The sequence below is a fragment of the Streptomyces sp. NPDC094448 genome (genome assembly GCF_044763775.1).
Classification (GTDB): domain Bacteria; phylum Actinomycetota; class Actinomycetes; order Streptomycetales; family Streptomycetaceae; genus Streptomyces.
Genome location: NZ_JBIWGU010000017.1, coordinates 123588 through 143414 on the forward strand (window position 1 = coordinate 123588; position 19827 = coordinate 143414).

Sequence of the window (19827 nt, forward strand, 5' to 3'; positions counted from 1 at the left end):
CCCGCGGCCCGCCTCCCGGCGGCGGTCACCACGGCAGGCCCGGGCGCCCCCGACGCCCCGCGCGCGAGGGCGCACGGCCCGGGGAAGACCGGTTCCCCGGGACGGATCCGCCCGCCCGGCCCGCGCCGGAGGCGCCCCGCCGCGCCGCCGACCGACCCGCGCTGGTCCAAGGCGGCGGTATTACGGACACAATGGGGGGCATGAGCGACAGCCCATCCCCCCTCGCCGATCCGCACACCGTCTTCGCGCCCGACCCGGGCACCGGCCCGCGGGACCTCGTCGTCCTCGGCTCGACCGGCTCCATCGGCACGCAGGCCATCGACCTCGTGCTGCGCAATCCGGACCGGTTCCGGGTGACCGCGCTCTCCGCGGCGGGCGGCCGGGTCGGTCTCCTCGCCGAGCAGGCCAGGACGTTGCGGGTGACGGCCGTCGCGGTCGCCCGGGAGGACGCCGTACCCGCCCTGCGCGAGGCACTGTCCGCCGAGTACGGCGGCGAGCCGCAGCCCGAGATCCTCGCCGGGCCCGCCGCCGCCGCCGAACTGGCCGCCACCGACTGCCACACCGTGCTCAACGGCATCACGGGCTCCATCGGTCTGGCGCCGACGCTCGCCGCGCTGAAGGCCGGGCGCACCCTCGCCCTCGCCAACAAGGAGTCCCTGATCGTCGGCGGGCCGCTGGTCAAGGAGCTGGCCCGGCCCGGCCAGATCATCCCCGTGGACTCCGAGCACGCCGCGCTCTTCCAGGCGCTGGCCGCCGGCACCCGCGCCGATGTGCGGAAGCTGGTGGTCACCGCCTCCGGCGGCCCCTTCCGCGGCCGTACCCGCTCGGAACTCGCCGCCGTCACCCCCGCGGACGCCCTGGCGCACCCCACCTGGGCGATGGGCCCGGTGATCACCGTCAACAGCGCCACCCTGGTCAACAAGGGCCTCGAAGTCATCGAGGCACATCTGCTGTACGACATCCCCTTCGACCGTATCGAGGTCGTCGTCCACCCCCAGTCGTACGTCCACTCCATGGTGGAGTTCAGCGACGGCTCCACCCTCGCCCAGGCCACCCCGCCCGATATGCGCGGCCCCATCGCCATCGGCGTCGGCTGGCCCGAACGGATCCCGGACGCCGCCCCCGCCTTCGACTGGACCAAGGCCTCCACCTGGGAGTTCTTCCCGCTGGACACCGAGGCCTTCCCCTCCGTAGGACTCGCCCGCCACGTCGGCGAACTCGGCGGTACCGCCCCCGCCGTATTCAACGCAGCCAACGAGGAGTGCGTGGACGCGTTCCTCGCCGGAAAGCTGCCGTTCAACGGAATCATGGATACGGTCACGGAGGTCGTCACCGAACACGGGGTGCCCGCGAGGGGAACCCGGCTCACGGTCGAGGACGTCCTGCAGGCGGAGGACCGGGCCCGCGCCCGGGCCCGGGAACTGGCGGCGAAAGCCACGGCGGAGGCGCGCGCATGACGATGTTGTTGACGGTGCTCGGCATCGTGATGTTCGCGGTGGGGCTGCTGTTCTCCATCGCCTGGCACGAACTGGGCCATCTGTCGACGGCCAAGCTGTTCGGCATCCGGGTACCGCAGTACATGGTCGGTTTCGGGCCGACCCTCTGGTCCCGGAAGAAGGGCGAGACGGAGTACGGCATCAAGGCCGTCCCCCTCGGCGGCTACATCCGCATGATCGGCATGTTCCCGCCGGGTGCCGACGGACGGGTCGAGGCCCGCTCCACCTCCCCCTGGCGCGGCATGATCGAAGACGCCAGGACCGCCGCGTACGAGGAACTGGAACCCGGCGACGAGAACCGGCTCTTCTATACGCGCAGGCCCTGGAAGCGCGTGATCGTGATGTTCGCCGGGCCCTTTATGAACCTGGTGCTCGCCGTCGCGATCTTCCTCGGCGTCTCGATGACCTTCGGCTTCTCCACCCAGACCACCCAGGTCGCCGGGGTGCAGCAGTGCGTGATCTCGCAGAGCGCCGACCGCGACACCTGCGCCGCCGGCGATCCCGTCTCGCCCGCCCGGGCCGCCGGGCTGCGGACCGGCGACACGATCACCGCCTTCAACGGCACACCGGTGAAGGACTGGGCGACCCTCTCCGACCGGATCCGCGACACCATCGGCCCGGCCACCATCACCGTCGAGCGCGGCGGGCAGGAAGTCGTCCTGCACGCGACCCTCCGCGAGAACATGGTGGCCAAGAAGGACTCCGACGGCGAGGTCGTTCCCGGCGAGTACGTTCCGGCCGGCTATCTGGGCTTCGCCGCGAAGACCGAGATCCTCCCGCTCTCCTTCGGCGACTCCGTCGACCGTATGGGCGATATGCTCGAAAACGGCGTCGAGTCGATCATCGCGCTCCCCGCCAAGGTCCCCGACCTGTGGAACGCCGCCTTCGCCGACGCCGAGCGCAAGGACGACTCCCCGGTCGGTGTGGTCGGCGCCGCCCGGATCAGCGGAGAGGTGATGACCCTCGACGCACCCGCGCAGAACCTCTTCGCGATGTTCCTGATGCTGCTCGCGGGCTTCAACCTCTCCCTCTTCCTCTTCAATATGCTGCCGCTGCTGCCACTGGACGGCGGCCATATCGCGGGGGCGCTCTGGGAGTCGGTACGGCGCCGGATCGCCCGGCTCTTCCGGCGGCCCGACCCCGGCCCGTTCGACGTGGCCAAGCTGATGCCGGTCGCCTATGTGGTCGCGGGCATCTTCATCTGCTTCACCCTGCTGGTTCTGGTCGCCGATATCGTCAATCCGGTCAAAATCACCTGATCGGCGGTTGACCTAGGGAAACCGGCTACGGCGGCCGAGCGCACACACGCTCGGCCGCCGTCACCTTCGGGCGGTTCGGGCGCGCGATGTGCTCGCGTCAACCCCGGTGCCGTAACCTCGATGGCCTGAGCCCGCCGTTCTTCGGGGCCACGTCCACACCATGGGGTAGCACTGCTGATGACCGCGATTTCTCTCGGTATGCCTTCCGTTCCGACCAAGCTCGCGGACCGCCGCGTGAGCCGGAAGATCCAGGTCGGATCAGTCGCCGTCGGCGGGGACGCGCCCGTCTCGGTCCAGTCCATGACCACCACCAGGACCTCCGACATCGGCGCCACCCTCCAGCAGATCGCCGAGCTGACCGCGTCCGGCTGCCAGATCGTCCGGGTCGCCTGCCCGACCCAGGACGACGCCGACGCCCTCGCCGTGATCGCCCGCAAGTCCCAGATCCCGGTGATCGCCGACATCCACTTCCAGCCGAAGTACGTCTTCGCCGCGATCGACGCCGGCTGCGCGGCGGTCCGGGTCAACCCCGGCAACATCAAGCAGTTCGACGACCAGGTCAAGGAGATCGCCAAGGCCGCGGGCGAGACGGGCACCCCGATCCGGATCGGCGTCAACGCCGGTTCCCTGGACCGCCGTCTGCTCCAGAAGTACGGCAAGGCCACCCCGGAGGCGCTGGTCGAGTCCGCGCTCTGGGAGGCTTCCCTCTTCGAGGAGCACGGCTTCCGCGATATCAAGATCTCCGTCAAGCACAACGACCCCGTCGTGATGGTCAACGCCTACCGGCAGCTGGCCGCCCAGTGCGACTACCCGCTCCACCTCGGTGTCACCGAGGCGGGTCCGGCGTTCCAGGGCACCATCAAGTCCGCGGTGGCGTTCGGCGCGCTCCTCAGCGAGGGCATCGGCGACACCATCCGGGTCTCCCTCTCCGCCCCGCCCGCGGAGGAGGTCAAGGTCGGCATCCAGATCCTCGAATCGCTCAATCTGCGCCAGCGGCGTCTGGAGATCGTCTCCTGCCCCTCCTGCGGCCGCGCCCAGGTCGATGTCTACAAGCTCGCCGACGAGGTGACCGCCGGTCTGGAGGGCATGGAGGTCCCGCTGCGGGTCGCCGTCATGGGCTGCGTCGTCAACGGTCCGGGAGAGGCGCGCGAGGCCGACCTCGGCGTCGCCTCCGGCAACGGCAAGGGCCAGATCTTTGTCAAGGGCGAGGTGATCAAGACCGTCCCCGAGTCGAAGATCGTCGAGACCCTGATCGAAGAGGCGATGAAGATCGCGGAGCAGATGGAGAAGGACGGCGTCGCCTCGGGCGAACCGACGGTCGCCATCGGCGCCTGACCCCTGCGGGGAGCATCGCGGCGATCCGGGCCCGGACCGGGCCCGGGTCTTTCCGCCCAGGGCCCCCTGCGCCGCGAGGCCGGTACCCGGCCGGGCCCCTCAGGAGGCTCCCGGACTCCGGCCGCTCCGGGCCGGCCGTTCCCGGACCCGCCGCGCACCACCCCCGGGCCCAGCCGGCCCGGTCGGAGGCCGGGCGGCCTCGCCACCCCGTACGGCTCGGCGCCGCCGGTGCCGGGCACCGGAAGCGCCCGGGCCGGCGTCCGGTGACGGTTCCACGGGGCGGAGCCTCCACTCCCGGGCGGACGCGGCCCCGGGCGCGGGCCGTCTCGGGTCCGGGGCCGCCCGAGTTTCCGGATCCGTACCGGCCGGGGTATCCCGGAGCACCAGGGCCCGGGAGCCACCCGCTCCGGAGCGGCCGCGGACCGGCCCCGCGCACGCCCCCTGCGCCCGCGGCCGCGCCGGGCGCGGAGAGCACCCCCGTACCACCCCCGCCGCCGGAACTCCCGCGCCGCGTACCGCCCGCATCCGCGGCCGCGGACCGGCGTCCGTACGCTCGGCACCCGCGGCACCCGGCGGGTACAGTGCGGAGATCAGCAGACCGTACGGTGAGGCCCCTTCGTGTTGACGCAGACCACCACCCGGGTCCTCGAACCCAGCGACCTCGGCGCCGCGCTCGCCGTGCTGGAGAGCGAACCCGTGGAGAATGCTTTTGTCACCTCACGGGTCCAGGTCGCCGGGCTCGACCCCTGGCGCCTCGGCGGTGAGATGTGGGGCTGGTACGCGGAAGGACGGCTCCGTTCCCTCTGCTACTCCGGGGCCAACCTCGTCCCCGTCTGCGCCACCCCCGAGGCCGTGCGCGCCTTCGCCGACCGGGCCCGCCGCACCGGCCGCCGCTGCTCCTCCATCGTCGGCCCGGCCGGGCCGACCTCCCAGCTGTGGCGGCTCCTCGAACCCCACTGGGGCCCCGCCCGCGATATCCGCGCCCATCAGCCGCTGATGGTGACCGAGACGACCGCGCCCGGTATCGAGCCCGATCCGCACGTCCGCCGCATCCGCAAGGACGAGATGGAGGTGATCATGCCCGCGTGCGTGGCCATGTTCACCGAGGAGGTCGGGGTCTCCCCGATGGCGGGCGACGGCGGCCTCCTCTACCAGGCCCGCGTCGCCGAGCTCGTCGGCTCCGGCCGCTCCTTCGCCCGGATCGACGGCGGCCGGGTGGTCTTCAAGGCCGAGATCGGCGCGGCCACCACCCAGGCCTGCCAGATCCAGGGCGTCTGGGTCGACCCCGAGTACCGCGGGCGCGGACTCTCGGAGACGGGGATGGCCGCCGTACTGCGGTACGCCCTCGCCGATGTCGCCCCCGTCGTCAGCCTGTACGTCAACGACTACAACACCCCCGCCAGGGCCGCCTACCGGAGGGTCGGCTTCCGAGAGGTCGGCGCGTTTATGAGCATCCTCTTCTGAACCCGGGTCCACCCCTCTCCCGGCGCCCCCCGCGCCACCCGCGCCACGGAAACCACCACCCGCCGCACCGGTCCGGGCCAGTAGGGTGCGCGCATGGCATCAGACCTCGGGGACGTCCCCCACCTCCCCGCCGCCACCGTCGAGCCGGTCGATCTCGCGGCCCGGCTCGACGAGGCCCTGATGGTGCAGGCACTCGCCTTCGGACTGACCCATGCCGAGGTCGAGGTCCGCCGCCCCATCGTCCAGCGCCATCTGCTCCAGCCGGGCGCCCGCGGCTTCGCCGCCCTCACCGGCACCGGACGGCTCGTCGGCTTCGTGTACGGAATGCCCAACAGCCGCGCCCACTGGTGGTCCACCGTGGTGGAGCCGTACCTCCGCGCCACCGGCAGCGAACCCTGGCTGGACGGTTCGTTCGTCATCACCGAACTGCACGTCCACCCCCGGTTCCAGGGGCGGGGCCTGGGCCGCGGGCTGATCACCGCCATCACCGACGGCGCCGCCGAACCCCGCTCCATCCTGTCCGCCATCGACACCGAATCACCCGCCCGCGCCCTCTACCGGAGCCTCGGCTACCGGGATCTCGCGCGCCGTGTCCACTTCCCCAGCGCACCCCGCCCGTACGCCGTGATGGGCGCTCCGCTGCCGCTGTCGCGCGGCAACTGATTTCCGCCTGCCCCCGCCGCCCGGCTAACCTCCTGCCCATCACCTTCTTCACGCAGGTCGTTCACGCAGGAGATTCCCATGGCAGCCCAGGTCCAGCGCATGTCCCGTCTGATGGTCAAGACACTGCGCGACGACCCGGCAGACGCGGAGACCCTCAGCCACAAGCTCCTGGTCCGCGCCGGGTACGTACGGCGCAACGCGGCCGGCATCTGGTCCTGGCTGCCGCTGGGCAAGGCCGTCCTCGACAACATCACCCGGGTCGTCCGTGAGGAGATGGATGCCGCGGGCGCCCAGGAGGTGTCGCTGCCCGCGCTGCTGCCGAAGGAGCCCTACGAGGCCAGCGGCCGCTGGGACGAGTACGGCGCCGAGCTGTTCCGGCTCAAGGACCGCAAGGGCGCCGACTACCTCCTCGGCCCCACCCACGAGGAGATCTTCACCCTGCTGGTGAAGGACCAGTGTTCGTCCTACAAGGATCTGCCGGTCGTCCTTTACCAGATCCAGACGAAGTACCGCGACGAGGCCCGGCCCCGGTCCGGCATCCTGCGCAGCCGCGAGTTCCTGATGAAGGACTCGTACTCCTTCGACACCACCGACGAGGGTCTGGCGGAGTCCTACGCGCTCCACCGCGAGGCGTACATCAAGATCTTCCGGCGGCTGGGGCTGGACCACCGCATCGTCTCCGCCGTCTCCGGCGCGATGGGCGGCTCCGCCTCCGAGGAGTTCCTGGCGCCCGCCGCCGCCGGTGAGGACACCTTCGTCCACTGCACCTCCTGCGACTACGCCGCCAACACCGAAGCGGTCACCTTCACCGTGCCCGCCGCGGAGACGGTGGAGCACCCGGCCGTGGAGCGGCTGGACACCCCGGACACCCCGACCATCGAAACCCTGGCGGCCCACCTCGGGGTGCCCGCGTCGGCGACCCTGAAGAACCTCCTGGTCAAGGTCGACGGCGAGATCGTCGCCGTCGGCGTCCCCGGGGACCGCGAGGTCGACCTCGGCAAGCTCGCCGAGCACCTCGCCCCCGCCGAGGTCGAACTCGTCACCGCCGACGATTTCACCGGCCGCCCCGACCTGGTCCGCGGCTACGTCGGCCCCCAGGGTCTCGACAAGGTCCGCTATCTGGCCGACCCGCGCGTCGCCGCCGGTACGGCCTGGATCACCGGCGCCAACGAGGCGGGCTTCCACGCCCGCAACGTCGTCGCGGGCCGCGACTTCGAGGTCGACGAGTACCTCGACGTGGTCGTCGTCGAGGAAGGCGACCCCTGCCCCAAGTGCGGCCACGGCCTCAAGCTGGACCGGGCCATCGAGATCGGCCATATCTTCCAGCTGGGCCGCAAGTACGCGGATGCCTTCCAGCTCGACGTCCTCGGCCGGAACGGCAAGCCCGAGCGGGTGACGATGGGTTCGTACGGGATCGGGGTCTCCCGCGCCGTCGCCGCGCTCGCCGAGCAGACCGCCGACGAGCAGGGCCTGTGCTGGCCCGCGGAGATCGCCCCCGCGGACGTCCACGTGGTCGCCGCGGGCAAGGCCGCCCAGACCGAGTTCGCCCTCGAAGCGGCCGAGCAGCTGGCGGCGGCGGGCCTGCGGGTCCTGGTCGACGAGCGCCCCGGGGTCTCCCCGGGTGTCAAGTTCACCGACGCGGAGCTGATCGGCGTCCCGAAGATCCTGGTCGCCGGCCGCAGGGTCGCCGAGGGCGTGGTGGAACTGAAGGACCGCCGCACGGGTGAGCGCGAGGAACTGCCGCTGGCGGAGGCGATCGCCCGTCTGACGCCGTAGCCCCCCGGGGGCCGGGGCTGGGGTTGCCCCCGGCCCCGGGCTGCGGGCTGCTCCTCAACGACCCGGCCACCGCGGGGGCGGAGAGCACACGTACCTGGGGGCGCGAGGAACTGCGCGACCAGCCGGCCACGGCCCGCAGCCGGAATACAGCCCCCGCCGGGCACCGCGCCCCAGCGGCACGCACCGCGCCCCAGCGGCCCGCGCTACAGCCAGGACGCGAACTCCAGCAGCGGTTCCGCCTCCCGCGCGCGGCCCGCGCGCATCGCCGCGATCGCCGCCGTGACCGTGCGGAACAGCGTCCAGCCGAGGACCCGGTCCCGGTCCAGGTCCAGCGAGTCGGCGAGGCGCCCCACCCGGCGGCGGGCCGTCGAGGGGCCCGCGGTGGTGGCGACCAGGTCCTCCGCGCGGTCCCGGGCCAGCCGCGCCAGATCGTAGGCGCGTTCCCCGACGAGCGGCGACGGGCCGACCGCGAGCCACGGGGCCCGGTCACCGGCCAGCACCTTGCCCTGGTGGAAGCAGCCGTGCAGCAGGAGGGCCTCGGGTTCCCCGGCGGCCAGCAGCTCCTCCCGTACCTCCAGCGCGGCGGAGATCAGGGGTGCCACGGTGTCGCCGCAGTCCGCGGTCCGCAGCCGCTCCGCCGCGGTGGCCGTGCGGTCCGCCACGGAGGGGAGGCCGTGCCCGGGGGGCGGCGGGGCCCAGAGCCTGCGCAGGGTGCCCGAGGCCTCCAGGACGGCTTTGGCCTCGGGCAGGGAGCGTACGGACACTTCGGGGTGGAGCCGTTCCAGCAGCAGCCCGGCGGGGCCCGCGGCGCCGAGGAGCCGGACGGCCCCGGAGCCGTCCCAGGTTTCCAGGGCGGTCCGCTCGTGGCCGGTCGCGGCGGACGGCGGGGCGAGCTTGAGGGCCGCAGGGGTGCCGTCGGGGAGGTGGACGAGGGCGACGAGGCTGCCCCGGCCGCCGGGTGCCACCACCCGGTCGACGGCCACACCGGTCTCTTCGACCGTGCGGGCGAGCAGCTCCGGCAGCCGTTCCAGCCAGAGAGCGTCCTCCTGTGTGCCGTCGCCTTCGGCGAGCGCCCGCACCAGACGCCGGGGCGCTTCGAAATCCATGCCTGTGCGACTTCCTCTCATGCCCGTGTGGGCACTCCTACGCTCCGGCCGGACGGCCGGTGCCCGCCGACCGCTCGGCGAGCCCAGGAAAGGCTACGCCGGTGCCGGTCCAGCGCACCGACCGCACCGCCGCCTCCCGCAGTGCGGCGGCCGCCTCGGTCCGCAGCGGGCCTTGCGCGGCCCTGACCAGGTCGGAGCAGGCACCGGCGGTCCGGTCCTCCAGATGGGCCGCGAGGCGTCCGGCGGCTGCGGCGTCCGGTACGGGGAAGGGCAGGGCGTAGGCGGGTGCGGCGGCCACGGGGGTGCCGCCCAGATCGCGGACGGCCCGGATCAGGGCATCGCGGCGGGCGCGGTGCGCGGTGTGGGCCGCGCGGGCCTCGGCCTGCCGGGCCGGGCCGACGCGGGCGCCGACGACTCCGTACCCGTACACCGCCGCGTGTTCGGCGGCGAGTGCCGCCTGGACGGCGGCCAGCGGCTCCCGGTCCCCGCTCATCGGCCCTCGCCCCCGGATGCGGCGGGGCGGGTCAGCAGATAGGCGTTGGCCGCTCCGGCCGCGGCCACCGAAGCGAGCAGCCGTGCCAGTTCGGGTCCGGCCCCGGCGAGGGCGGTGGTGTGGGCGGCGGAGGACCGGCGCTCCGCGGCGGCCAGCTCCGTCAGTGCCGCCGAGGGGTCGGGCGGGACCGCCGCCGGGGTGCCTCCGCCGCCCGCGGGGGCGCCGCCGAGGGCGGTGGCGTGCGCGGCGGATACGGCCCGCAGCGGTGCCAGCCGTCCGGCCAGCGCCGGATGCGCGGCGATCACCGCGTCGTAGCGGTCCCGGAGCGCCCCACCGGATGCGGCCAACCGTTTCCTCAGGGCCGCGTCCGCCGCCCCCGGCGCGCTTCCCCGTTCACGCGCCCCCTCGGCGCCGTGCGCGCGGTCGCGTCCGCCCGGCTCCGACGGCTCACCCGAGCAGCCGGAGAGCGCCCCTGTCACCACCGCACCTGCTGTCGCGCCCGTCACTGCGAGCGCTCTTCGTCTCGTCGTTCCCGGGCGCCTCACGCGTCTCTCCCTCATTCGGCCGGTGGTTCCGTGATGATCATCGCCGCAGGCGAGCGTACCCGCGGGTCACCCTCGGGTGGACGGCAACACCCTTCCGGACCGGATACCCTTTGATCTGACACGCGACCATCCGTGACGGCACCCCGCACGGACGCGACGGACCCACAACAGCACACGCGGCCGAGGAGTCACCCGGATGAGCACCACCCAGAGCGAGAGGCTGCGCGGGTTGCTGGATCCGCTCGTCAGCGCCGCCGGACTGGATCTCGAAGAGATCGAGGTGACCCGGGCGGGCCGTCGCCGCCAGCTGAGAATCGTCGTCGACTCCGACGAGGGCCTCACCCTCGACGCGTGTGCCGAGCTGAGCCGTGAGATCTCCGGCGCGCTCGACGCGTCCGATGTGATGGGCGAAGAGGAGTACACCCTCGAAGTCGGTTCGCCCGGCGCCGACCGTCCGCTGACCGAACCGCGCCACTATGTGCGCGCCGCCGGCCGTCTGGTGAAGTTCCGCCTCCACGACGGCGGCGAACTGGTCGCCCGGGTGCTCGCCGTGGACGAGGACGGGGTGGACACCGAGGTTCCCGGGGTCAAGGGGCGCAAGCCGACCGCCCGCCGGATCGACTTCGGCGAGATCGCCGCGGCGCGTGTCGAGATCGAGTTCAACCGCAAGGACAAGAAGGAAGAGGAGGCGTAGCCGTGGATATCGACGTAAAGCTCCTGAAGGGCTTGGCACAGGAGAAGGAGATTCCCTTCGACCTGCTGGTCGAGGCGATCGAGTCGGCCCTCCTCATCGCGTACCACCGCACCCCGGACAGCCGCCGCCAGGCCCGGGTCGTGCTGAGCCGGGAGACCGGCCATGTGACCGTCTGGGCCAAGGAGGACCCGGCCGATGTGCCGGAGGGCCAGGAGCCCAAGGACTTCGACGACACCCCGACCGACTTCGGCCGGATCGCCGCGACCACGGCCCGCCAGGTCATCCAGCAGCGACTGCGGGACGCCGAGAACGACGTCACCTTCGGCGAGTACGCCCGCCGGGAGGGCGATATCGTCTCCGGCCAGGTACAGCAGGGCAAGGACCCGAAGAACGTCCTGGTCAAGCTGGACGACAAGCTGGAGGCCATCCTGCCGGTGCAGGAGCAGGTCCCCGGCGAGGAGTACACCCACGGGCTCCGGCTGCGCACCTATGTCGTCCGGGTGGCCAAGGGGGTGCGCGGTCCGTCCGTCACCCTCTCCCGCACCCACCCGAGCCTGGTGAAGAAGCTCTTCGCGCTGGAGGTCCCCGAGATCGCGGACGGCAGCGTCGAGATCGCCGCCATCGCCCGCGAGGCCGGCCACCGCACCAAGATCGCGGTCCGCTCCACCCGGGCCGGGCTGAACGCCAAGGGCGCCTGCATCGGCCCGATGGGCGGCCGGGTCCGCAATGTGATGGCCGAACTGCACGGCGAGAAGATCGACATCGTCGACTGGTCGGACGATCCGGCCGAGATGGTGGCGAACGCGCTCTCCCCGGCCCGGGTCAGCAAGGTGGAGGTCGTGGACCTCGGCGCCCGCTCGGCCCGGGTCACCGTCCCCGACTACCAGCTCTCGCTGGCGATCGGCAAGGAAGGGCAGAACGCCCGGCTCGCCGCGCGCCTCACCGGCTGGCGCATCGACATCCGCTCGGACACCGAGCAGCCCGCCGATGCCCCCGTGGAGCAGAACGGCCGCTGAACCCGCTCGGCAGGCTCCGTACCCCGGTCGCCCCGGGGCTGCGGGATCACGGTCCGGCGGTGACCCGGCTCCGGCCGGAACCGCGCCCCGCGGCCACCCACTGTGGCCGAACAAGACAGATGAGTGTTCGATTTTTGCCCCAAACGGGTGAGGTCGCTATGGGGAGGTAGACTTAACCGTGTCTGGCCGGACGCATGTCGGCGCATGCCCTGAACGTACGTGTGTGGGCTGCCGCGAACGGACGGCCAAGAGCGACCTTCTGCGCATCGTGAGGATCGGGGACGAGTGCGTCCCCGATGATCGCGGTACGCTGCCCGGCCGGGGTGCGTATGTACACCCCGCCGTGGTCTGTCTCGACCAGGCGGTCCGCCGCCGGGCGTTTCCCCGGGCCCTCAGGTCCGAGGTCCCGCTCGACACGGCCGCACTCCGTCTGCACGTGCAGGCGGTGACGGAGCGGGACGAGTAAGAAGAAGTACGGCACGGGACCCCGTGCGGTCAGGTACCTCGCGAGTCGGAAGTAGGTCGAGATTGCGATGAGCACTCGATGAGTACGCGATGAGTACGCCCATGAAGTAGCGACGGTCCGGCGGTAATCCGGACCTCAAAGGAGCGAAGTGGCTAAGGTCCGGGTATACGAGCTCGCCAAGGAGTTCGGTGTGGAGAGCAAGGTCGTCATGGCCAAGCTCCAGGAACTCGGTGAATTCGTCCGTTCGGCGTCCTCGACGATCGAGGCGCCGGTTGTGCGCAAGTTGACTGACGCGTTGCAGGGGTCCGGCTCCGGTGCCGGCAAGACCGCTGCCAAGCCGGGTGCGCCCCGTAAGGCCGCACCCACCCCCGCCGCCCCCCGACCGGGCGGCCCCACCCCCGGCGCGCCCGGTTCGGCCGCGCCCCGTCCCGCTGCCCCCAAGCCCGGCGCCCCGGCCCCCCGGCCGACCGCCGCCGAGGCCCCCGGCAGCACGCCTTCTCCGGCCGCGCCTGCCGGTCCGCGTCCGGGCCCGAAGCCCGCGTCCCGGCCCGGTCCGGTCACGCCCGTGCCCGCGGCGGAGTTCTCCGCCCCGGCGCCCGCGCAGCCTGCTGCCCCGTCGGCTCCCGCCGCGCCGTCCGCGCCTGCCGGGAACTCCGGTCCCCGGCCCGGTGCCCCCGGCCCGCGTCCCGGTGCCCGCCCCGGCCAGACCGGCGGCGGCCAGGGTGCCCCGCGCCCCGGTGGCGAGCGTCCCTCGCGCCCGGCGCCCGGCCAGGGTGGACCGCGTCCCGGCGGTAACCGTCCGGCCGGTCCCCGTCCGGGCAACAACCCCTTCACCTCCGGCGGTTCCACCGGAATGGCGCGTCCCCAGACGCCCCGTCCCGGCGGCGGCCGTCCCGGTGGTGCCCCGGGCTCCGGTGCCCCGCGTCCGCAGGGCGGCCCCGGCGGCGCCCCGCGCCCGCAGGGCCAGGGTGCTCCCCGTCCCACGCCCGGCGCGATGCCGCGTCCGCAGGCCCCCCGCCCCGGCGGCGGCCCCGCGGGCAACCGCCCGAACCCGGGCATGATGCCCCAGCGTCCGGCCGCGGGCCCCCGTCCCGGCGGCGGCCCCGGTGCCCGTCCCGGCGGCGGCGGCGGTCGTCCCGGCGGTCCCGGTGCCCGTCCCGGCGGCGGCGGTGGCGGCGGCTTCGCCGGCCGTCCCGGCGGCGGCGGTGGCGGCGGCGGTCGTCCCGGTGGCGGCGGCGGCTTCGCCGGCCGTCCCGGCGGCGGTGGCCCCGGTGGCGGCGGCGGTGGCTTCGGCGGCCGTCCCGGTTTCGGTGGCCGTCCCGGCGGCCCCGGTGGCCGTGGTGGCACACAGGGCGCCTTCGGCCGTCCCGGCGGCCCGGCCCGTCGTGGCCGCAAGTCGAAGCGGCAGCGGCGCCAGGAGTACGAGGCCATGCAGGCCCCGTCGGTCGGCGGCGTGATGCTGCCCCGCGGCAGCGGCGAGACCATTCGCCTGTCGCGCGGTGCGTCCCTCACCGACTTCGCGGAGAAGATCAACGCCAACCCGGCGTCCCTCGTCGCGGTCATGATGAACCTCGGCGAGATGGTCACGGCCACGCAGTCCGTCTCCGACGAGACGCTCCAGCTCCTCGGCGGCGAGATGAACTACACGGTTCAGATCGTCAGCCCGGAGGAGGAGGACCGCGAGCTGCTGGAGTCCTTCGACATCGAGTTCGGCGAGGACGAGGGCACCGAAGAGGAACTGGTCTCCCGTCCGCCGGTCGTCACGGTCATGGGCCACGTCGACCACGGAAAGACCCGACTGCTCGACGCGATCCGCAAGACCAACGTGGTCGCGGGCGAGGCCGGCGGCATCACCCAGCACATCGGTGCCTACCAGGTCGCGACCGAGGTCAACGGCGAGGACCGCCGGATCACCTTCATCGACACCCCCGGTCACGAGGCGTTCACCGCCATGCGTGCCCGTGGTGCCAAGTCGACCGACATCGCGATCCTCGTGGTGGCGGCCAACGACGGTGTGATGCCCCAGACGATCGAGGCGCTCAACCACGCCAAGGCGGCCGATGTGCCGATCGTGGTCGCAGTGAACAAGATCGACGTCGAGGGCGCCGACCCGACGAAGGTGCGCGGCCAGCTCACCGAGTTCGGTCTGGTGGCCGAGGAGTACGGCGGCGACACCATGTTCGTCGACATCTCCGCCAAGCAGGGCCTGCACATCGAGGAGCTGCTGGAGGCCGTCGTCCTCACCGCCGACGCCTCTCTCGACCTGCGCGCCAACCCGAACCAGGACGCCCAGGGCATCGCGATCGAGTCCCACCTCGACCGCGGCCGCGGCGCCGTCTCGACGGTCCTGGTCCAGCGCGGAACGCTCCGCATCGGCGACACCATGGTCGTGGGCGACGCCTACGGCCGGGTGCGGGCCATGCTCGACGACAAGGGCGAGAACGTGGAGGAGGCCGGTCCTTCGACCCCGGTCCTCGTCCTCGGCCTCACCAACGTCCCGGGCGCCGGCGACAACTTCCTCGTCGTCGACGAGGACCGCACCGCCCGTCAGATCGCGGAGAAGCGCGCCGCTCGCGAGCGCAACGCCGCCTTCGCCAAGCGGGTGCGCCGGGTCTCCCTGGAGGACCTCGACAAGGTTCTCAAGGCGGGCGAGATCCAGCAGCTCAACCTCATCATCAAGGGCGACGCGTCCGGATCGGTGGAGGCCCTCGAATCCTCCCTGCTCCAGCTCGACGTCGGCGAAGAGGTCGACATCCGGGTGCTGCACCGCGGTGTCGGTGCGGTCACCGAGTCGGACATCGACCTGGCCATGGGCTCCGACGCCATCGTCATCGGCTTCAACGTCCGCGCGGCCGGCCGTGCCTCGCAGATGGCGGAGCGCGAGGGCGTCGACGTCCGGTACTACTCGGTGATCTACCAGGCCATCGAGGAGATCGAGGCGGCCCTCAAGGGCATGCTCAAGCCGGAGTTCGAAGAGGTCGAGCTGGGTACGGCGGAGATCCGCGAGGTCTTCCGCTCGTCCAAGCTGGGCAACATCGCGGGTGTCCTCATCCGCTCCGGCGAGGTCAAGCGGAACACCAAGGCCCGTCTCATCCGCGACGGCAAGGTGGTCGCCGAGAACCTCAACATCGAGGGTCTGCGCCGCTTCAAGGACGACGTCACCGAGATCCGCGAAGGCTTCGAGGGCGGTATCAACCTCGGAAACTTCAACGACATCAAGATCGACGACGTCATCGCGACGTACGAGATGCGCGAGAAGCCGCGCGGCTGATGCGCTGCGGTCGGCCGGGGCCGGTCGACGGGATTATTTCCGTCGATCGGCCCCGGCCGCTGCGTGTACGGTTCCGGTGTCCCTGTCGAACACCGGCAGGAGCCCTTGAACCCGAACCGGCGGGATATCCGGATAACTCCATGTATGTGGGAACGCTGTCCTTCGATCTGCTCCTCGGCGACGTACGGTCGCTGAAGGAGAAGCGCTCCGTGGTCCGTCCGATCGTCGCCGAGCTGCACCGCAAATTCGCGGTCAGCGTGGCGGAGACCGGCGACCAGGACCTCTACCGAAGGGCCGCGATCGGCTTGGCGGTGGTCTCCGGAGACACCGCACATCTCACCGACGTACTCGACCGGTGCGAACGCTTCGTCGCCGCCCGGCCGGAAGTCGAACTGCTCTCGGTTCGACGCAGGCTCCACAGCGACGAAGACTGAAGTGGAACGCCCACCACGGCCATCGTGGCGGGGCACAGCAGGTAAGAAGGAGAAGGACCAGTGGCCGACAACGCGCGGGCGAAGAAACTGGCGGACCTGATCAGGGAAGTCGTCGCCGAGAAGCTACAGCGCGGTATCAAGGACCCGCGGCTCGGCTCGCATGTGACCATCACCGACACCCGGGTCACCGGCGATCTGCGGGAGGCCACGGTCTTCTACACGGTCTACGGCGACGACGAGGACCGGGCCAGCGCCGCCGCCGGGCTCCAGAGCGCCAAGGGCGTCCTGCGCAGCGCGGTCGGCGCCGCGGCGGGCACCAAGTTCACCCCGACGCTGACGTTCGTCGCGGACGCCCTCCCGGAGAACGCCAAGACCATCGAGGACCTCCTGGACCAGGCCCGTGCCTCGGACGCCCGGGTCCGCGAGGTCTCCTCGGGAGCCGCCTACGCCGGTGACGCCGATCCGTACCGCAAGCCCGAAGAGGACACCGAAGGCGACGGCGGCGCCACCGACGGTGACCGCAGCGGGGGCTCCGCGTCCGCATGACCCAGCGCACCCCCGCGCCCGACGGCCTGGTCATCGTCGACAAGCCGTCGGGCTTCACCTCCCATGACGTCGTAGCGAAAATGCGCGGTATCGCCCGCACCCGCCGGGTGGGCCACGCAGGCACCCTCGACCCCATGGCGACCGGCGTCCTCGTCCTCGGCATCGAGCGGGCCACCAAGCTCCTCGGCCATCTCGCGCTCACCGAGAAGGAGTATCTGGGCACGATCCGGCTCGGCCAGAGCACCGTCACGGACGACGCCGAAGGCGAGATCACCGCGTCCGCCGACGCCTCGGGGATCAGCCGAGAGGCGATCGGTGCCGGAGTCGCCGCCCTCAGCGGCGCGATCATGCAGGTGCCGTCGAAGGTCAGCGCCATCAAGATCGACGGCAAGCGGTCGTACGCCCGCGTCCGCGGCGGCGAGGACTTCGAGATCCCCGCCCGCCCGGTCACCGTCTCCTCCTTCCGGGTCTACGACGTCCGGCCGGAAACCGCCGAGGACGGCACCCCCGTCCTCGACCTCGTGGTCTCCGTCGTCTGCTCCTCCGGCACCTATATCCGGGCCCTCGCCCGCGATCTGGGCGCCGGTCTCGGCGTCGGCGGCCATCTGACCGCCCTGCGGCGCACCCGCGTCGGACCCTATGGACTGGACGCGGCGAAAACCCTCGACCAGCTCCAGGAGGAGCTGACCGTGATGCCCGTCGCCGAAGCCGCCGCCGCGGCCTTCCCCCGCTGGGATCTCGACGCCCGGCGGGCCGGACTGCTCGCCAACGGGGTACGGCTCGACATGCCCGCCTACGACCGCTCACCCGTGGCCGCCTTCGGCCCCGACGAACGGTTCGTGGCGCTCGTCGAGGAGCAGAAGGGCAAGGCCAAGAGCCTCGCGGTCTTCGTCTGAGGCGCCGAGGGGGCGGCCGGTGGCGGCCGGGGGGCGTGGGCATGGCAGTCTTAGACCTGCGAATACTGGTCTTGAGTAACTGATGGTTCGGCGAGGAGCGGTCACAGTGCAGCGCTGGCGTGGCTTGGAGGACATCCCCCAGGACTGGGGGCGCAGCGTCGTCACCATCGGTTCCTACGACGGTGTCCACCGCGGCCACCAGTTGATCATCGGGCGGGCGGTGGAGCGGGCCCGTGAGCTGTCCGTTCCCTCGGTCGTGGTCACCTTCGACCCGCACCCCAGCGAGGTCGTCCGCCCCGGCAGCCACCCGCCGCTCCTCGCGCCCCACCACCGGCGGGCCGAACTGATGGCCGAACTGGGGGTCGACGCGGTCCTCATCCTCCCCTTCACCGCCGAGTTCTCGAAACTCTCGCCCGCCGACTTCATCGTCAAGGTCCTCGTCGACAAGCTGCACGCCAGGACCGTCGTGGAAGGCCCCAACTTCCGCTTCGGCCACCGGGCCGCGGGCACCGTGGACTACCTCGCCGAACTGGGCGCCACCTACGACTACGACGTCGAGGTCGTCGACCTCTACGTCAGCGGCGAGGCGGGCGGCGGCGAACCCTTCTCCTCCACCCTCACCCGCCGGCTCGTGGCCGCGGGCGACGTCGAAGGCGCCCGCGAAATCCTCGGCCGCCCGCACCGCGTGGAGGGCATCGTCGTCCGCGGCGCACAGCGCGGTCGCGAACTGGGCTTCCCCACGGCCAACCTGGAGACCCTGCCGCATACCGCGATCCCCGCGGACGGCGTGTACGCGGGCTGGCTCACGGCGAACGGCGAACGGATGCCGGCGGCGATCTCCGTCGGCACGAACCCGCAGTTCGACGGCGTCGAGCGGACGGTCGAGGGGTACGCGATCGACCGCGTCGACCTGGACCTGTACGGGCTGCACGTCGCGATCGACTTCTTCGCGTACGTACGCGGCCAGGAGAAGTTCGCGTCGGTGGACGACCTGCTGGTGGCGATGGGCCGCGACGTCCAGCAGTGCCGGGAGCTGCTGGGCATGTAAGGCGTGGGGTGCGTTTTCCGGCTGCGGGCCGGTGGGGGCTGGTCGCGCAGTTCCGCCCCTACGCCTTCGGCGGTGGGGGGACCCCCAGCGCCCCTGGGTACCTGTGCTTGCTGCCCCTGTGGTGTGCGGGCCCCACGGTGGTCGGGTCGCGTTGCTCCGCGGGGTAGGCGCGGGGTCTTGTCGGGTGCGGGTCGGTCGGTGGCCTCCGGGCTCACCTCCTCGCAGACTGCGATGCACCGCCCCGAAACGCGTCCCTTCTTGTCGCAGCCTGGCCCCCAAAGGTGGCTTCGGGGGAGTTCGAGGCGCAGGAGCAGCCCGCACCCCGCGGGCAACTCCGGCCCGGAGGGCCCACCCTTCACACAAGGTGGCACGCCACCCCGTCGCCCCGTACGGGACCCGGCTGCTCCGCCACGCAGCGGGCCGCCACCCCCGCCTCCTCCGCCGCCCCGGCGGCCAGCGCAGGGCAGCGGGCGTGGAAGCGGCAGCCCGGCGGGATACGTGCCGGGTCCGGGGGCTCCCCCGTGAGGACCGCCGGTGGCAGCGGCGACTCCGGGAGGACCGAGAGCAGGGCCCGGGTATAGGGGTGGCGCGGTGCGGTGAGGACCGTCTCCACCGGGCCCGACTCCACCACCCGCCCCAGATACATCACGGCCACCCGGTCCGCGATGTTCCACGCCAGCCCCAGATCGTGCGTGACGATCAGCGCGGAGAGCCCCAGTTCGGCGCGGAGCCTCAGGAGCAGCGCGAGGATCTCGCCGCGTACCGAGGCGTCGAGGGAGGCCACCGGCTCGTCTGCGACGATCAGCGCAGGTTCGAGGACGAGCGCGCCCGCGATGACGACCCGCTGCCGCTGTCCGCCGGACAGTTCGTGCGGATAGCGCAGGAAGAAGCGCTCCGGCGGGCGGAGTCCGGCCAGGGAGAGGGCCCGGGCCACGGCCGCCTGCTCGTCCCCGGGCGCCCGGTGCACCCGCAGCCCCTCCGCGACCGCGTCGTACACCGTGTGCCGGGGGTTCAGGGAGCCCGTCGGGTCCTGGAGGACCAGCTGGGCGCGGCGCCGGTAGGCCTTGAGGGCCCGCGGCGTGTAGTCGAGCGGCCGGCCGTCGAAGGAGACCGTGCCCGATGTCGGCCGTACGAGCCCGAGCAGCGCCCGCGCCAGCGTCGTCTTACCGCAGCCGGACTCACCGACGAGGGCGACGATCTCGCCCGCGCCGATCGTCAGATCGACCCCGTCGACGGCGCGCGCGACGGGCCCACCGCGCCGCCCGGGAAAGGCGATGTACAGGTCCTCGGCGCTCAGGAGGGCGCGGGTCACCGGAGGC

The 19827-nt window shown here is 72.5% G+C and carries 18 protein-coding genes; 14 read left to right on the forward strand and 4 right to left on the reverse strand.

Annotation, left to right across the window (positions count from 1 at the left end):
- The first annotated feature begins 200 nt into the window (after positions 1-200).
- From dxr to ACIQ9E_RS28230, 6 genes are all read left to right on the forward strand, one after another.
- Positions 201-1457: a 1-deoxy-D-xylulose-5-phosphate reductoisomerase gene (gene dxr, locus ACIQ9E_RS28205; RefSeq protein WP_403711743.1), complete on the forward strand. Its 1257-nt coding sequence runs from the start codon at positions 201-203 to the stop codon at positions 1455-1457.
- Entirely contained in the window at positions 1454-2755 is a 1302-nt protein-coding gene (locus ACIQ9E_RS28210; RefSeq protein WP_403711745.1) for a M50 family metallopeptidase, read from the forward strand. Before dxr ends, ACIQ9E_RS28210 begins: the two co-directional genes overlap by 4 nt.
- A 177-nt stretch (positions 2756-2932) precedes the next feature.
- Positions 2933-4090, forward strand: a complete 1158-nt coding sequence (gene ispG, locus ACIQ9E_RS28215; RefSeq protein WP_366259738.1) for a flavodoxin-dependent (E)-4-hydroxy-3-methylbut-2-enyl-diphosphate synthase — start codon at positions 2933-2935, stop codon at positions 4088-4090.
- 618 nt (positions 4091-4708) lie between these two features.
- Positions 4709-5554, forward strand: a complete 846-nt coding sequence (locus ACIQ9E_RS28220) for a GNAT family N-acetyltransferase (protein ID WP_403711747.1) — start codon at positions 4709-4711, stop codon at positions 5552-5554.
- Positions 5555-5647: 93 nt separating this feature from the next.
- On the forward strand, positions 5648-6217 hold the full coding sequence (locus tag ACIQ9E_RS28225; RefSeq protein WP_403711749.1) for a GNAT family N-acetyltransferase: 570 nt from the start codon (positions 5648-5650) through the stop codon (positions 6215-6217).
- A 78-nt stretch (positions 6218-6295) separates the two neighbouring features.
- Complete coding sequence (locus ACIQ9E_RS28230; protein ID WP_403711751.1) at positions 6296-7993, forward strand: proline--tRNA ligase; 1698 nt, start codon at positions 6296-6298, stop codon at positions 7991-7993.
- 203 nt (positions 7994-8196) lie between these two features.
- Here ACIQ9E_RS28230 and ACIQ9E_RS28235 read toward each other — a convergent pair whose 3' ends face one another.
- The 3 genes from ACIQ9E_RS28235 to ACIQ9E_RS28245 are packed head-to-tail and all read right to left on the reverse strand — an operon-like array spanning position 8197 to position 9939.
- Entirely contained in the window at positions 8197-9099 is a 903-nt protein-coding gene (locus ACIQ9E_RS28235; RefSeq protein WP_403711753.1) for an aminoglycoside phosphotransferase family protein, read from the reverse strand.
- Positions 9100-9136: 37 nt separating this feature from the next.
- Positions 9137-9592 (reverse strand): ferritin-like domain-containing protein, encoded by a 456-nt coding sequence (locus ACIQ9E_RS28240; RefSeq protein ID WP_403711755.1) that lies wholly within the window; start codon positions 9590-9592, stop codon positions 9137-9139.
- A complete protein-coding gene (locus ACIQ9E_RS28245) occupies positions 9589-9939 on the reverse strand; it encodes a hypothetical protein (RefSeq protein ID WP_403711757.1) in 351 nt (116 codons plus the stop codon). Before ACIQ9E_RS28245 ends, ACIQ9E_RS28240 begins: the two co-directional genes overlap by 4 nt.
- Positions 9940-10333: 394 nt before the next feature.
- On the opposite strand from ACIQ9E_RS28245, the gene rimP reads away from it, so the two are divergent.
- The 8 genes from rimP to ACIQ9E_RS28285 all read left to right on the forward strand — a co-directional run bounded on the left by rimP (position 10334) and on the right by ACIQ9E_RS28285 (position 18508).
- Entirely contained in the window at positions 10334-10831 is a 498-nt protein-coding gene (rimP, locus tag ACIQ9E_RS28250) for a ribosome maturation factor RimP (protein ID WP_403711759.1), read from the forward strand.
- 2 nt (positions 10832-10833) lie between these two features.
- On the forward strand, positions 10834-11847 hold the full coding sequence (gene nusA, locus ACIQ9E_RS28255; protein ID WP_403711761.1) for a transcription termination factor NusA: 1014 nt from the start codon (positions 10834-10836) through the stop codon (positions 11845-11847).
- A gap of 178 nt (positions 11848-12025) precedes the next feature.
- The gene (locus ACIQ9E_RS28260) at positions 12026-12313 is read left to right on the forward strand and encodes a YlxR family protein (protein ID WP_403711763.1); all 288 of its coding nucleotides are present in this window, start codon (positions 12026-12028) and stop codon (positions 12311-12313) included.
- A gap of 148 nt (positions 12314-12461) precedes the next feature.
- A complete protein-coding gene (infB, locus tag ACIQ9E_RS28265; protein ID WP_403711765.1) occupies positions 12462-15584 on the forward strand; it encodes a translation initiation factor IF-2 in 3123 nt (1040 codons plus the stop codon).
- Between the two features lie 140 nt (positions 15585-15724).
- Positions 15725-16018: a DUF503 domain-containing protein gene (locus ACIQ9E_RS28270; protein WP_403711767.1), complete on the forward strand. Its 294-nt coding sequence runs from the start codon at positions 15725-15727 to the stop codon at positions 16016-16018.
- A gap of 60 nt (positions 16019-16078) precedes the next feature.
- A complete protein-coding gene (gene rbfA, locus ACIQ9E_RS28275) occupies positions 16079-16564 on the forward strand; it encodes a 30S ribosome-binding factor RbfA (protein ID WP_403711769.1) in 486 nt (161 codons plus the stop codon).
- A complete protein-coding gene (gene truB, locus ACIQ9E_RS28280; protein WP_403711771.1) occupies positions 16561-17460 on the forward strand; it encodes a tRNA pseudouridine(55) synthase TruB in 900 nt (299 codons plus the stop codon). The genes rbfA and truB overlap by 4 nt, the downstream gene beginning before the upstream one ends.
- A 106-nt stretch (positions 17461-17566) precedes the next feature.
- Positions 17567-18508 carry a bifunctional riboflavin kinase/FAD synthetase gene (locus ACIQ9E_RS28285; protein ID WP_403711773.1) on the forward strand — a complete coding sequence of 314 codons (942 nt, stop codon included), beginning with the start codon at positions 17567-17569 and terminating at the stop codon, positions 18506-18508.
- 355 nt (positions 18509-18863) lie between these two features.
- On the opposite strand, the gene ACIQ9E_RS28290 is transcribed toward ACIQ9E_RS28285, so the two are convergent.
- The gene (locus ACIQ9E_RS28290) at positions 18864-19820 is read right to left on the reverse strand and encodes an ABC transporter ATP-binding protein (RefSeq protein ID WP_403711775.1); all 957 of its coding nucleotides are present in this window, start codon (positions 19818-19820) and stop codon (positions 18864-18866) included.
- Between the last annotated feature and the right edge of the window lie 7 nt (positions 19821-19827).